We start from the raw sequence: 12,084 nt of genomic DNA, 5'->3' as shown, positions 1-12,084 counted from the left end.
CAGCAGGTCCCCGCAAAACGTCAAAACCGCGGCCCCGGCAACTCAACGGGTGATGGTTTTTTTAAAGCAAAACAGGTTCAGAAGGAGGAGCTACATGAGCGAGGCGCTGGCGGTTTTACCCGACGACACCTTTACCCGCGAACAGGCTGAGGCCGTTGCGGCGCAGTACACCAACGTGGAAATTGAGGACGATCAAGGAGCGCATTTTCGCCTGGTTGTCCGTAAGGACGGCGAGATGGTCTGGCGCACGTGGAACTTCGAGCCGGGCGGCACGTACTGGCTCAACCGTTATATCGCGGACTACGGCATCCGTAAGCCGCAGTAAGAAGGTGCCCTGCCGGAGCGGTAACTCCGCAGGGCCGGACAATCATCAATCTGTGAGGTATTAACTATGTCAGTAACCGATGTTAAAGCAAAAGCACCCAAAAAAGCGAGCAGCAAAAAAATCACGAAGGCGCAGGAAGATGCCCTGAAAGCCGCCCTTGAGGCCGCTGTCATCGAGTATGTTCCGCTGTCTGCTCTCGTTAAATCCCCGCTTAACGTGCGCACCATTCCGTATTCCGTGGACAGCGTTCGCGGTCTGGCCGACTCCATTGAGTCGCTCGGACTGCTGCAGAACCTGATTGTTCACACTCTCGCGGACGGACAATCCGGCGTGGCCGCAGGTGGCCGCCGACTGACTGCCCTTAATCTGCTGGCGCAGGAAGACCGTCTTGCGGCCGATCATACCGTCATGGTCAAGCGCGTCCCGGACGACATTGCGGCTCTTGCCTCCATCGCTGAGAACGAACAACGCGCTGCCATGCATCCCGCCGAGCAAATCTCAGGGTTCCGCACATTAGCGGAGCAGGGCAAAACCCCCGCGCAGATTGGTGACGCGCTCGGTTTCGGCTCCCGCCACGTCCAGCGGATGCTGAAGCTGGCAAATCTCGCCCCGTCCCTGATGGAGAAGCTCGCGCAGGACGAACTGACCGTTGAACAGTGTCAGGCGCTCTGTCTCGAGGACGATCACGCCCGTCAGGCCGAAATCCTCGATACCGTAAAAGCCAGCTGGTCGAATGCCCCTGCGCACCTGATTAAACGCGCCATTACTGAAACCGAGATGCGTACCGACAACACAAAATTCCGGTTCATCGGACGGGAAGCGTACGAGGCTGCAGGGGGTTACGTCCGTGAAGATCTGTTCAGCCAGGACGAGGGCGACGGCACGGCTGACAGCGTGCTGGTTGAGCGTCTGGTGCAGGAAAAACTGGAGCATATCGCCCTGGACATCAAGCAGCGTGAGGGCTGGGCATGGAGTCGCGGACGTGCAGCCCGCATCTGGTACCACGGAGAAGACGGTAAAGAGTTCGTTCAGCCCGCAGAACCCGAGCCTGTATACACCCCTGAGCAGCAGCAGCGCCTTGATGAACTCTGTGAGCAATGGGACGGCTACGACTCCCGCTGTGACGAGACGGACGCGCTGGAAGTTGAGATCGAAGCCATCGAACAGGCCGCAGAAGTCAGCGCGTGGACTGACGACATGAAGTCAGGCGCAGGGGTAATGGTCAGCCTGTACGAAGGGCAGGTGTACGTGCAGCGCGGTGTGCGCCTGAAAGCGGATATGCCGGAAGAAACCGAAACCAGCAGCGTAACGGTGCCGTTCACCTCGCGCCAGCCCGATGCCGCAGAGGGGATCAGCGTTCCGCTGCTCACGAAAATGACCTCCGAGCGCACGCTGGCTGTACAGGCGGCGCTGATGCAGCAGCCCGAAAAGGCGGTGGCGCTGATGGTCTGGCGCATGTGTACCTGCGTCTTTTCCGGCTGTCTGACCACGACGCATCCGTTCCGTATCAGCCTGACCGTGTCTCACGGCAGCCTGACGGAAAACGCCCCGTCCGGTCAGGAGGGCGCAGCGTTTGGCGTCCTGATGACCGAAAAGGCGCGGCTGAAAGCCCTGCTGCCGGAAGGGTGGGAGAAGGACTTCACCACCTTCTTTGCACTCGACGGCGGGGTTCTGATGTCGCTCATGGCCTTCTGCACGGCCTGTTCCGTGGACGGGGTACAGACCCGCGATATGGGGCACACCTCGCGCAGCACCCTCGATACGGTAGAGGCGGCAATCGGGTTCCACCTGCGCGACTGGTGGCAGCCGACGAAGGACAACTACTTCGGCAGCCTGAAACATCCGCAGATTGTCGCATCCCTGAAAGAAGCGGGTCTGACGGGCGCGGCGGGTGACGCGGAGAAGATGAAGAAGGGCGATGCAGCAGGGCATGCGGAGCATTTTATGCAGCACACCCGCTGGGTTCCGGCATGGCTGAAAGGCCCGGAGCCAGCGGCTGAATCCGGTGCTGACGACGCTGTTTCCGATACCGACAGCACTGACAACGACACCACTGACACGGCACACGCCGCCTGATAACGGAGAGCCGCCCTGCGGGGCGGCAATAAGGAGATACCCATGCAAACTGTTCTGACCCCCGATGTGCTGAAGACCATGTCACCTGACGAGATGGAGGACTGGCGCGACAGCGGCGAAGACTATCGCCGTGAACTGACCCACGCCGTTATGCGTGACCTGTCATGCCCTGAAAACTGGGACATGAACGGCGAGTACCGCAGCGAGTTCGGCGGGTTCTTCCCCGTACAGATACGCTTTACCCCCTCGCACGGCAGTTACCATATTGCGGTGTGCAGTCCTGGTGCCATCAGTCCGGCGTGGATGGTGGTGTTTGTGCCCGCCAGCGGTCGCCCGTTCTCCGTCATTCGTACCCTGCGCGGCTACCAGCCGGAGCTTGTCAGCCACACCGTCAGCCTGACGGCGCGTCTCGATGCGGACGGATACAGTCAGGCCAGCATTATCAGCATTCTGGCAGCGGAGGGCGCGGCATGACCCCCTCACATCTCTCTCTGGTTCCCTTCAGCCCCGAGCGACGCGCCGCGATGGAGGCCATCGCGGAGATTGAGCGCAGGCGGTCGCGCGGCGCGGTGTCCACGGTGTATCCCTATGCCAGCGCCTTTTTTCGCCGGCTCACGGGCAGCACGCGCATCACTATCAGGGAAATCCATTATTTTGCGCCGGTGCTGACGGCGCGGGAGCTGCGGGGCAGCAGGGACAGCTGGCTCAGTGCCATCGATGCGCTGATTGAAAGCCGCGGGACATGTTGCTGGCTGCCGCTTCCTGTCGGTGCAGGTCAGCGCCTCTTTCCGGAGGTGGCCTTTCAGCAGACCGAGCGGGTTCGCTGTCAGGACGCCCTGCGGGATGAAAAATACACCCGCCAGCGCCACAAAGAACAGTGCCAGCGTGAGCAGGCGTACCAGGCGCTGGCGGGGCAGGCGGAAATTGAACTGGCCTTTCATACACCGGAAACGGTCAGCAGCTGGAGCGTGCGCTGGTCGGGGACTGAACTGCGCCAGTACGACCTGGAGGAGATGTTCTGGCGCTGGAGCGAGCGCTTTCCGTCACTGGCACCAATGGAACGCTGGATGACGGAGAACCAGCCTTTCTGGACGGTGATGGCTGAAACGGATGCGCTGGCACGGGAAAGTCCGGGATCTGTCAGGCAGCTGGAGCGCTGGATGGTCCCGAACAAGCTGACAGCACGGGACCGGGCATGAAGTGGCGTTACTCGCTGCGCTGGAAGCGTTCCGGTCCCTGTCCCGGTGAACCTGAGCTGGCGTCAGAAGTGGTGGAGGCAGGGAAGCCCGTCCCTGAGTCCGTGATGTCACTGTGGGTGGCCGGAGCCGGATATGCTGTCTGCGTTGATTTTCTGTGTGACAGGCAGATCAGGCGCTGGACCGACGAGCGTAAGGCGGCCACCCGCCGACGGAATCTGGAGAAGCGTATTAACCTAAAAGCGCCCCTGTTTGCTGATGAACTCATTGAGCGGGAACTGATGGCCCGGCCTGACTATTTTCGGGGAAAGTCGCCTCGTTGAGTCTGATATCATGCCTGGCTAATGAACTGGCTGGCATCACCGGTACGGCAATATCCGGGCGTCGTCCCTGACGGGACACGGCTGTCGTGAACAGAGCCAGCGAGCTGTCTCTGCCCTCCGGGCGTCCATCCTGACTCAACGTCAACCCCTGCGCTTGCTGCGTCCGTAAACGGACGCGCCGCTTCACCCTGTCGGCGGTAAAACTGCCGACAGTCCGCTGACGCCACGCCGTTCCGCCGTGTCGGATGTGTTCATCCTCTCCCCGTACCTCTGGTGAGCCCTCTCCCGTTAAGTCCCCGGGCGGAGGGCTGGTCGTAGCACCGCCGTGTCGTCATCCAAGGGGTGAAATAAACTCCGCCAAAACTTTTTGCGAAGAGCTGCAAAAACTTTTGTCTCCGCCCCTTTCCTTCCTCCGTACGTCGTTGCTCCTTTGCCCTTTGCCGCCAGGGAACTCACCGAGAGATGGATTAACCACCAGACAAGAGGAAAAGCAGGATGAACACACAGAACGTCAACGTCAAAACCGCCACCAAAGAATCTTCCGAAAGATGGGTGAAAACCTCGTCCCTGCGTACTGATGGCTTTGTGCGCAATATCCATTCGCCTAGCCCGTTCGATGTTATTCGCGCGGACGTGGTTCTGGCCCGTATGGAAATACAGGCTAACCGTGGGTGTGGTCTGCACTACGAGATTTACGAGTCCCGCCTGTTGGGAATGGCCATGCGTTATCTCGTCGAACTACCGCTTAAAGATCGTCCGGTTTTCATCGGTGCGGCGTCGAAGCGGGGTTACACGCTGACGCTGGCGGAAGAAGACCGTGCACATGGTGAGTGTGCCGGACTGATGAACGAACTGGCGGCAGATTACTAAACCAGCTGGCGGCAGGTGATGCCGTCATAAACCAAAGAAGGAGAAAACGATGCACTTACATCTTACCGAATCCTCAGCAGTACCCGGAATGCAGGCCACGGCGGAAGCAGAACGCGCCTACTGGATGAGTCGGGAAAAAGCGGCGGTTGCTGCACCATCGGAAATCGACGTGCACGCTTTTCATGACGCGCTGGGGCTGATGTATCCGATGAACTGGCGCAGCAGTGAGAACGGCGAGTGTGAAACCTTCATGCTGGCGGAGATGTATTGCGGCAACGTGACCGAAATCTATGCGCGGATCGGTATCCGTTATTACCGCATGCGTGACTACAGCAACCTTGACCACGCGGAGATTCTGGCATGCGTGAAGGAGGTAGTGCAGCGCCAGAAATGAAAAAAGCAGGCTTTCGCCTGCCTTATTCCGCCGGATTTATTCGCCTAGGAACGATGAATCCGGCCTCAACTAAAAGGAAACACCTATGAATCATTTCAGTAGAGCGTCGATTGTTACACCGACCGCCCTGTATGTCCAGATGCTTGAGGCGGAAAACGCACCCGTAAAAAAACAGGTGCGTATCAAACGCAGTGATATCGACCGTGACAAAATCAGCACCGAAATGCGGGCGCTGGGGAGACATATCGCAAAGTGCCGCAGAAAGGGGCGTGCCGTTCGCATTCCTGCCATGCGCGGAAGCGAGTGGGGACAGGTGTTACGCACGCTCGAACTGAAGCGGGCATTTAACTGATAACTGAGCCGCTCCTTACGGGGCGGCATTTAAGGAGGAACGATGTCTCAACTCAGTTTTGCCAGCTTCTTTGACCAGGCGAAAGAGGTCGCGTCAGCCACGCCCGTAAAGCCCGCATTGCCCGCTATAAACGCGCGGCCGATACCGCACCGGATGATGACCATCGAGGACGCCCGCCGCCAGTTTGTCAGCGTGTTCATGGACACCGCCCGTAATTTGCGCCGCTGGGAGGTGTTCAGCGACTTTATCACGCTGGCGGCCAGCGAGCTGGATATGGCGCGGATAAGAACGCCGGAGAACATTGATCGCAGTCGTGAAATCTGCGCGAAGTACAGCGCGAGCGATATCAGCAACCTGCATACGCTTTTCTGCCTGATGGTCTGCGCACTGGAGGCGAAATTCCACGACTTTCTGGGCGCGATCTTCATGGAGCTTGAGCTTGGCGACGACCGCAACGGGCAGTATTTCACGCCGTATCACGTCCAGTCACTGCTGGCGAGGCTGCTGATGCCGGACGTTGACGAAACGATACGCCGTGAGGGATTCGTTACCGTCAGCGATCCGGCAAGCGGTGCGGCGGGAATGATTGTGGCGTATGCGGAATATCTGCTGGAGGCGGGCTATAACCCGTCTGAACATATGTTCGGTAGCTGCATCGATATCGATCCTGTTGCGGCCGATATGGCGTTTATTCAGCTTTCCCTGCTGGGTATTCCTGCCGAGGTGGTCACGGGCAATACGCTGACGATGCAGTTAAACAGGGTGCGGTATACGCCGGTGTACTACATCAACAACTTTGAAAAGCGGCTGGACGATCAGCGCCGTGTCAGTGCCATGCGCGAATTTTTGCGCGGTATAAATGAAGCTGCATAACAATCCAGAAGGGCAGGGGAGTATCCTGCCTTTCGTGGCATCAAAGGCCGCGCACCTGCGGCGCAGAATAAGCAGGCTGCGCTGACGCGCTGCCCGTATTACTCCGGCGCGTGGTTGTCACATCATTATTATTTATTAAGACCTGTAATATCTCATTCGGCATCCTGCTGTTTATCTCTTCTGGTATTTATCCTTTGTGCTGAAAATAATAAATATCGGGCCGGGCGTCGTCCCTGAAGGGACACGGCTGTCGTGAACAGAGCCAGCAAGCTGTCTCTGCCCTTCGGGCATCCATCCTGACGCAAATTCAATTTCACGCTTGCTGCATCCTGAAAGGATGCGCCGCTTTCACCGTGTCGGTAATAAATTACCAACACTCTGATATCCGTAACGGTAATTCGTCCTGCGACGATTTTCCGTTACGGGATGTGTGCATTCTCCTGGTGTGACTATCGCCCGATTTCATCAGTTCGCGGAGGGCTGCTTTTAGCATCAGCCAGTAAGGAAATAAAGGGGTATATAAACGCTGCGCGCCCCTTTATTTCCTTACTGTCAACTGCTCATTGCCCTTCGCCGCTCAGTGATGAAGTCGAACGATGTAATAACCCAATGAGGAGAAAACCAGAATGCACACATTAAACGTCAAAACCGCCACTCGTGAATCAGCCGAACAATTTAAAATCGATGAACGCCAGCGCTACTCTGTCACTGATGGTGATGAGCGTCTTGAATTTATTCCAGCTCTGTTTTTTACACCGTCAGCGGACAATATGATTGCCAGCTGGTTACGTCAGCATTCAGATTACGATGGTGGTTTCTGGAATTACTGGATTATTCCACAAGGTACTGGCGGGAATGTTGCACCAAACTGTGTCAGATACACCACGACACAAACCGGTTATATCGCACCGGAAGGTGAACAACGTTATAACATGGTAATTCCAGGTAATTATTTTGAATCAGAGATCAGCGCTGATGCTGCCGGAATTATTGCCACGCTGATGATCATGAACTGGTTATCCTGGCAGGTTGCGGATATGGGGCCTGAATATGCGAAAGTCTGTAAACATCTCGTCGCTCGTCAGGATGCACTGAAAGACTATATTAGTATCATAAAACATCCTGAAGCTCATTTGATCTACCGGGCTATTGATTGATGGGTTAAAGACCACATGAATAAAAAAGACCTCGTATTGAGGTCTTTTTTATTGTTTCGGGAGAAACTGCTCTGCATTTTTATTCTTCTTTATCGCCCGATATGTTGCCTCGATTTTTCTGGCATAGGCATATCTTCTCTGCGCCTGTTCTTCTGTTTTCCGGAAACCTGCATTATACGCGCCCACGGCCTGCCAGCTGACTCCCCACTTTTTGAATGCTATTGCAAGATAGTAAGCCCCGGTGTAGATATTCATACATGGGTCGGAAATAAGGTGCTCCGGTTTTATTCCATAACGAGCCAGTTCGTTAAAGTGCTGGGAGTCCACCTGCATAAGTCCGGAGCCAAAGCCCGAAACAGGATTATAGCCTTTAACGTCTGTGCGGAAGTTCGATTCATTCCAGGAGATTGCCCGAAGTAGATCTGGATCTATACGATAATCTCTGCCCGCCATATCAAAACAATCTGCATTAGCATTCTGAGCGGCTATCAGGAGTAATGCTGCCAGAAGTAGATTCCTCACTATTATTTCCCTGTGACGTATTTTAGATGCCCTGATGATCGCATTATTACCTGATCTCAGGCAAGCCAAATATAGCCGAGAATTACTCTATGGATACCCGTGCTAATATGCTTCTCCGGTAGTTTCGTTCTCACACCCCACGCAAAATTTTATTTTGCAGGATTAACTAATTAAATCATTTACTTACATTGAAATTCTGAATGCAGGTTTGTGTTTTATCGCACAGAAAGGCACTGCTACAGTGCTGTAATGTCGCCGGTTTGTGGCTGGAATGTGGCTTTTACAGTGCTAAATGAGAAAATTCATATAATTACCATGAACACCACACATTGCGGTGCCGCCTGATGTGTGGCATTGTAGTGCCTGATTTTAGTTGATTAGCACTACAGTGGTGCTGCATTTCAACTGGCGTGGTTTTTATGCAGTGCCGGTATGGTGCTGCATGAACAAAGGGAAAATAAAGTCATGGCAAGGCAGAATGTTTATTTGAAGCAAAAAACGATAGACGGGATTCGACAGATTGTCGATATGAGAAGAGAAGAGGGAGCGACAGCTTCTGATGCCAATATCTCCAGTGTTTGTTCTGAAATGCTGGAGCTGGGAATGCGGGTTTATTTGAATGCGAAGAAAAGGGCTGTTAATGATGATGAGCGCCCGGAAGATAAATTGATGAAGGAACTGGCAAAAGAAGTCGTTAAATCCAGACTGGCATCACAAGAAATACTGAAGCTGATGTTTGATTTGCAAGATATCAAATCTGACAGCAGGAACAACTATGACAAACTGGTTGACCGATTGAAGAACCAGACCGATATACGGATTGAATCCGTTTTTAATGGTAGTTAATGATACAGGATATACTACTATGGGTAATGTAGTGGTAATATATATTGCATTTTAATTACGGTCCATTTTTAGGTGGTTTTAATGAAAACAGTTTTTATTAGTGGTGCTAGTCGAGGGATTGGTATGGCTATTTGTAAGGATTTTGTGAAAGATGGCGGATATCATGTTTACGGAACATCGACCTCAGATAAAGGAGTGGAAGACATTAATCAGATGGGGGCACATGGTTTAAAGTTAGACGTAGTAAGTGAAGAAGAATGTTCTTGCCTTTTTACTGAATTAAAAAATAAAGGGGTATCTATTGATGTATTAGTGAATAATGCAGGTGTAGCTAATGTGTCACTTTTTGCTAAAACTAAAAGAGAATCTTTTGATTCTGTTTTTGATGTTAATTTTCATGGGAGTATGCGATTAATAAAAGAGTGTTTAAGGTATATGTCTAAAAATAGATTTGGACGAATAATAAATGTATCTAGTGTATTGTCTGTTATGCCCCAGCATGGGTTCTCCTCTTATGCTGCATCTAAATCTGCATTGGAAGGTGTAACTAAAGTCCTGGCACTAGAATATGCCAGTAAAGGAATTACAGTTAATTGCGTTAATCCCGGTTTTGTCGATACTGATTTACTTAAGGTCATTGGAGGGAAGGGGGAGGATTTGAAAAGTAAAATACCTTGCGGTTATGCAGCTGAACCCGAAGATATTTCACCGTTAGTATTGTTTCTTGCATCAGAAAAAGCTAGGTATATAACTGGAGAATGTATTCAAATTAATGGTGGGCTGTACTTTTCATAATGTATCTCTGAACGAAATGCATTAAGCATGGATTTCACCGTCGTTGTGTTGATCTTCTCGTAGAAGAATGTATCATCCTTGCTTCCGGCAAAAACTATTGATTCACGATGGTTTTTGCCGGAAAGCGCAATTCCAACTCCATGTGCTATATTAAAAGATGTGCGAAAGTCTTTTATGTCGCATTCGATTCCCTTGTTGTGGGGAACCGTATCCCATATTGTGACGATGCTTTCATTATTCTTTAGTGAAAGGAATGCGTTATGATATATAGGGCAGTGATTTATTAACTTTTCCTTTATTAATTCATTCTTCCAGTCAGGGTTAGATGTGTAATAATATATGTTGTCACTACTTTCAAACATGTACGTAATATATGTGCAACCTGTTTTCGTGGCCAGGTTTCTGTAGGGCTGGTGTAATGATGGTGATTCCTGAATTAAATTAGAATGAATTTTTCTTTCTGGGGTTATTATTTTCATATAAACTTCCGTATCCATACTACATCATAAATTTCTTGTACCGTTTCTAACGGTAAGTAACTTATTTTTTGTTGATCCTGATCAAATATTACAACCTTTTTTCCATCAACCCTGGACAAATACAAGCATGTTTCACCATTGTTTAACTTAAACAACCGGAACTTTGAGTGTGTTGGGTTATTTTTGCTGTAAACCCCCCCAATGATGTCTCCTTGAGCAATATTTAACGATGTCATTGACTTCGTTACTGTGTAAATTAATGATTTGTAATTGTTTTTTTTGAAAAAGCTAACTTCTTTTAGCGCAGAGAGGTTACTTTCGAGAGTAACACTGTCGCTCGGACCTGGACCGTTACCAGCTATGAGCCAATCAAAACTGGTTTCAATCCCCTCACCTTTATAAAACTCCACCAATTGCCTTAAATAAGAGATGCTTATTTGTGATTGTGCATTTTCAAATGACGACAAGGAGGTCGCTTTAATCAGTCCACCTGAGCGAATCTCAACCTCTTTCCTGCTTATGTCCAGAAGCTCGCGAAGCTCTCTAATACGATCTGCTATATCTTTCATTTTAAACCAATTGTCTTTTAACTGATTGTATTTATTGGTTTTTATACCATCCTTTCTTTGTCTATATCTGGATTTGACTTTGATGGAGTTTAAATAATAAAATAAACTCTATTGGAGTTATTTTGGCGAGTGATAATGAAAACAAATAAATCAAAATCTGATTCTGATTACGTATACATCACATTGCGACTGGATCCTGTCCGTAATGCTGCGTTAACGACAGCAGCCCGTAGGTCTGCACGTTCTAAGAGAAAAGAAGCTGAACTCAGGCTTTCCCTGCATTTGGACAACCACGAGATAATCCCTACTGAGGAACTTCGCTCATTTAGTAAGTAGGTCGTTTGCACGTATTCATTACCCGAATTTTTTCTTCACCGAAAAATTCGGCGGGCTTCCCTTTGCCCAAAATCCGTCGGGTGAGTATTTCCCCATGAAAGGTGTGACACCCTGGGGCGGTAGCGTGCCTGTCGCCAGACTCCCGTCAGAGATCCACCCGAAGCCCCTGTGCACAGAGCCTTCGGGGGCATTTCTGCCCGCGTGTTTAATCATTTAATTTTAAGGACAGAAAAATGGCTGATATTTCAGTTATCAATCAGGGGGCGGACATTGTCTGCGAGGGGAATAAAAAGGGACGGCTGTCGCGCATGATGTCTGCCGTGAAGTCAGCGCCGTCGCTGGTGAACAACCGTACCGCGAAAGCGCTGTTTAAATATGTGGCGGTGCCGCTGGCATTGTGGCTGGCTGCGCGCGGTATGGCGCATGCCGAAGACCTGACGGCGGCCGGCAAACAGGATGCAGAGGATACCTTTGGTTCCAACTCCACCATGATGTATTACTTCATGATTGCGGAAGTGGTGCTGGTCTTCCTGCTGTACCTCAAATCCCATAACCCGGCAACCTTCCTTCTCGTTCCTGTGTTCATCGTGGTCACCAAAATTATCTTCGCTATCATTGCCGCCCGCTCCGGCGGTTGAGGCTGACAGCACACGGAGTCTAATCAATGGATGAGGAACGCGCCTCGCGCTTTATGTTTCCTCAGACACTGACAGAGCAGATGCGGCCCATCGGGCTACCGATGGATGAAACAATAGCCCTGTTCGCACCGATGGGATGGGGCTTTTATACCGGTAAGTACGTTACCGGTCTGGTCATTGCCGTTCTGCTCTGGTTCTGTCTGAAGTATTTCAAAAAGGGGAGGGGAACCGACTGGCTGCTCAACGCCTGCTACTGGTACCTCCCTTCATCACTCTTCAAAGGCATGTACAAAGTCATTCCCGATTCGTCATTCCGGCTGTGGCTGCGTTGAT

General features: G+C 51.6%; 18 protein-coding genes. 15 read left to right on the top strand and 3 right to left on the bottom strand.

The window, feature by feature from the left end; translation table 11 throughout:
* Positions 1–94: 94 nt before the first annotated feature.
* The 10 genes from GSQ70_RS21290 to GSQ70_RS21245 all read left to right on the top strand — a co-directional run bounded on the left by GSQ70_RS21290 (position 95) and on the right by GSQ70_RS21245 (position 7,566).
* A complete protein-coding gene (locus tag GSQ70_RS21290) occupies positions 95–325 on the top strand; it encodes a DUF905 domain-containing protein (protein WP_158784372.1) in 231 nt (76 codons plus the stop codon).
* Between the two features lie 66 nt (positions 326–391).
* The gene (locus GSQ70_RS21285) at positions 392–2,401 is read left to right on the top strand and encodes a ParB/RepB/Spo0J family partition protein (RefSeq protein WP_158784371.1); all 2,010 of its coding nucleotides are present in this window, start codon (positions 392–394) and stop codon (positions 2,399–2,401) included.
* A gap of 42 nt (positions 2,402–2,443) precedes the next feature.
* On the top strand, positions 2,444–2,875 hold the full coding sequence (gene psiB / locus GSQ70_RS21280; RefSeq protein WP_158784370.1) for a conjugation system SOS inhibitor PsiB: 432 nt from the start codon (positions 2,444–2,446) through the stop codon (positions 2,873–2,875).
* Complete coding sequence (locus GSQ70_RS21275; protein WP_158784369.1) at positions 2,872–3,600, top strand: plasmid SOS inhibition protein A; 729 nt, start codon at positions 2,872–2,874, stop codon at positions 3,598–3,600. The genes psiB and GSQ70_RS21275 overlap by 4 nt, the downstream gene beginning before the upstream one ends.
* Entirely contained in the window at positions 3,597–3,920 is a 324-nt protein-coding gene (locus GSQ70_RS21270; RefSeq protein ID WP_158784368.1) for a theronine dehydrogenase, read from the top strand. The genes GSQ70_RS21275 and GSQ70_RS21270 overlap by 4 nt, the downstream gene beginning before the upstream one ends.
* A gap of 495 nt (positions 3,921–4,415) precedes the next feature.
* The gene (locus tag GSQ70_RS21265; protein ID WP_158784367.1) at positions 4,416–4,790 is read left to right on the top strand and encodes a hypothetical protein; all 375 of its coding nucleotides are present in this window, start codon (positions 4,416–4,418) and stop codon (positions 4,788–4,790) included.
* A 49-nt stretch (positions 4,791–4,839) separates the two neighbouring features.
* Entirely contained in the window at positions 4,840–5,184 is a 345-nt protein-coding gene (locus GSQ70_RS21260) for a hypothetical protein (protein WP_158784366.1), read from the top strand.
* Positions 5,185–5,323: 139 nt separating this feature from the next.
* Entirely contained in the window at positions 5,324–5,536 is a 213-nt protein-coding gene (locus GSQ70_RS21255; RefSeq protein ID WP_158785414.1) for a hypothetical protein, read from the top strand.
* 156 nt (positions 5,537–5,692) lie between these two features.
* Entirely contained in the window at positions 5,693–6,409 is a 717-nt protein-coding gene (locus GSQ70_RS21250) for an N-6 DNA methylase (protein ID WP_370521122.1), read from the top strand.
* Positions 6,410–7,035: 626 nt separating this feature from the next.
* Positions 7,036–7,566 carry an antirestriction protein gene (locus tag GSQ70_RS21245; protein ID WP_158784364.1) on the top strand — a complete coding sequence of 177 codons (531 nt, stop codon included), beginning with the start codon at positions 7,036–7,038 and terminating at the stop codon, positions 7,564–7,566.
* 48 nt (positions 7,567–7,614) lie between these two features.
* Here the strand turns inward: GSQ70_RS21245 and GSQ70_RS21240 are convergent, their stop codons facing one another.
* Positions 7,615–8,088, bottom strand: a complete 474-nt coding sequence (locus tag GSQ70_RS21240; RefSeq protein ID WP_158784363.1) for a transglycosylase SLT domain-containing protein — start codon at positions 8,086–8,088, stop codon at positions 7,615–7,617.
* Between the two features lie 432 nt (positions 8,089–8,520).
* Between GSQ70_RS21240 and GSQ70_RS21235 the strand changes: the two genes are divergently transcribed.
* Both GSQ70_RS21235 and GSQ70_RS21230 read left to right on the top strand, forming a co-directional pair.
* The gene (locus GSQ70_RS21235) at positions 8,521–8,934 is read left to right on the top strand and encodes a relaxosome protein TraM (RefSeq protein ID WP_233268401.1); all 414 of its coding nucleotides are present in this window, start codon (positions 8,521–8,523) and stop codon (positions 8,932–8,934) included.
* A gap of 81 nt (positions 8,935–9,015) precedes the next feature.
* Positions 9,016–9,729, top strand: coding sequence for an SDR family NAD(P)-dependent oxidoreductase (locus GSQ70_RS21230; RefSeq protein ID WP_158784362.1), 714 nt, complete (start codon positions 9,016–9,018; stop codon positions 9,727–9,729).
* Here GSQ70_RS21230 and GSQ70_RS21225 read toward each other — a convergent pair.
* Both GSQ70_RS21225 and GSQ70_RS21220 read right to left on the bottom strand, forming a co-directional pair.
* Positions 9,699–10,208, bottom strand: coding sequence for an autoinducer binding domain-containing protein (locus GSQ70_RS21225; RefSeq protein ID WP_158784361.1), 510 nt, complete (start codon positions 10,206–10,208; stop codon positions 9,699–9,701). The two genes, GSQ70_RS21230 and GSQ70_RS21225, sit on opposite strands and share 31 nt — an antisense overlap.
* Complete coding sequence (locus GSQ70_RS21220) at positions 10,205–10,777, bottom strand: helix-turn-helix domain-containing protein (protein ID WP_158784360.1); 573 nt, start codon at positions 10,775–10,777, stop codon at positions 10,205–10,207. The genes GSQ70_RS21225 and GSQ70_RS21220 overlap by 4 nt, the downstream gene beginning before the upstream one ends.
* Positions 10,778–10,912: 135 nt before the next feature.
* On the opposite strand from GSQ70_RS21220, the gene GSQ70_RS26480 reads away from it, so the two are divergent.
* The 3 genes from GSQ70_RS26480 (at position 10,913) to traL (ending at position 12,083) form a co-directional block, all read left to right on the top strand.
* Positions 10,913–11,113 carry a TraY domain-containing protein gene (locus tag GSQ70_RS26480; RefSeq protein WP_158784359.1) on the top strand — a complete coding sequence of 67 codons (201 nt, stop codon included), beginning with the start codon at positions 10,913–10,915 and terminating at the stop codon, positions 11,111–11,113.
* A gap of 233 nt (positions 11,114–11,346) precedes the next feature.
* Positions 11,347–11,751 (top strand): type IV conjugative transfer system pilin TraA, encoded by a 405-nt coding sequence (locus GSQ70_RS21210; protein WP_158784358.1) that lies wholly within the window; start codon positions 11,347–11,349, stop codon positions 11,749–11,751.
* A gap of 26 nt (positions 11,752–11,777) precedes the next feature.
* A complete protein-coding gene (gene traL / locus GSQ70_RS21205) occupies positions 11,778–12,083 on the top strand; it encodes a type IV conjugative transfer system protein TraL (RefSeq protein WP_158784357.1) in 306 nt (101 codons plus the stop codon).
* The last annotated feature ends 1 nt before the right edge of the window (position 12,084 follow it).

Origin of the sequence: Pantoea sp. BAV 3049, from assembly GCF_009765445.1 — a bacterium.
Lineage (GTDB): Bacteria > Pseudomonadota > Gammaproteobacteria > Enterobacterales > Enterobacteriaceae > Erwinia.
Note: the sequence above shows the minus strand (reverse complement) of the source record. Positions and strands in the feature narration are given on the sequence as shown.

Coding starts and splice junctions, on each gene's coding strand:
- GSQ70_RS21225 (WP_158784361.1), bottom strand. CDS start 10,208: ATGAAAATAATAACCCCAGAAAGAAAAATTCATTCTAATTTAATTCAG.
- psiB (WP_158784370.1), top strand. CDS start 2,444: ATGCAAACTGTTCTGACCCCCGATGTGCTGAAGACCATGTCACCTGAC.
- GSQ70_RS21220 (WP_158784360.1), bottom strand. CDS start 10,777: ATGAAAGATATAGCAGATCGTATTAGAGAGCTTCGCGAGCTTCTGGAC.
- GSQ70_RS21260 (WP_158784366.1), top strand. CDS start 4,840: ATGCACTTACATCTTACCGAATCCTCAGCAGTACCCGGAATGCAGGCC.
- GSQ70_RS21250 (WP_370521122.1), top strand. CDS start 5,693: ATGACCATCGAGGACGCCCGCCGCCAGTTTGTCAGCGTGTTCATGGAC.
- GSQ70_RS26480 (WP_158784359.1), top strand. CDS start 10,913: ATGAAAACAAATAAATCAAAATCTGATTCTGATTACGTATACATCACA.
- GSQ70_RS21210 (WP_158784358.1), top strand. CDS start 11,347: ATGGCTGATATTTCAGTTATCAATCAGGGGGCGGACATTGTCTGCGAG.
- traL (WP_158784357.1), top strand. CDS start 11,778: ATGGATGAGGAACGCGCCTCGCGCTTTATGTTTCCTCAGACACTGACA.
- GSQ70_RS21285 (WP_158784371.1), top strand. CDS start 392: ATGTCAGTAACCGATGTTAAAGCAAAAGCACCCAAAAAAGCGAGCAGC.
- GSQ70_RS21290 (WP_158784372.1), top strand. CDS start 95: ATGAGCGAGGCGCTGGCGGTTTTACCCGACGACACCTTTACCCGCGAA.
- GSQ70_RS21245 (WP_158784364.1), top strand. CDS start 7,036: ATGCACACATTAAACGTCAAAACCGCCACTCGTGAATCAGCCGAACAA.
- GSQ70_RS21230 (WP_158784362.1), top strand. CDS start 9,016: ATGAAAACAGTTTTTATTAGTGGTGCTAGTCGAGGGATTGGTATGGCT.
- GSQ70_RS21270 (WP_158784368.1), top strand. CDS start 3,597: ATGAAGTGGCGTTACTCGCTGCGCTGGAAGCGTTCCGGTCCCTGTCCC.
- GSQ70_RS21235 (WP_233268401.1), top strand. CDS start 8,521: ATGGTGCTGCATGAACAAAGGGAAAATAAAGTCATGGCAAGGCAGAAT.
- GSQ70_RS21275 (WP_158784369.1), top strand. CDS start 2,872: ATGACCCCCTCACATCTCTCTCTGGTTCCCTTCAGCCCCGAGCGACGC.
- GSQ70_RS21265 (WP_158784367.1), top strand. CDS start 4,416: ATGAACACACAGAACGTCAACGTCAAAACCGCCACCAAAGAATCTTCC.
- GSQ70_RS21255 (WP_158785414.1), top strand. CDS start 5,324: ATGCTTGAGGCGGAAAACGCACCCGTAAAAAAACAGGTGCGTATCAAA.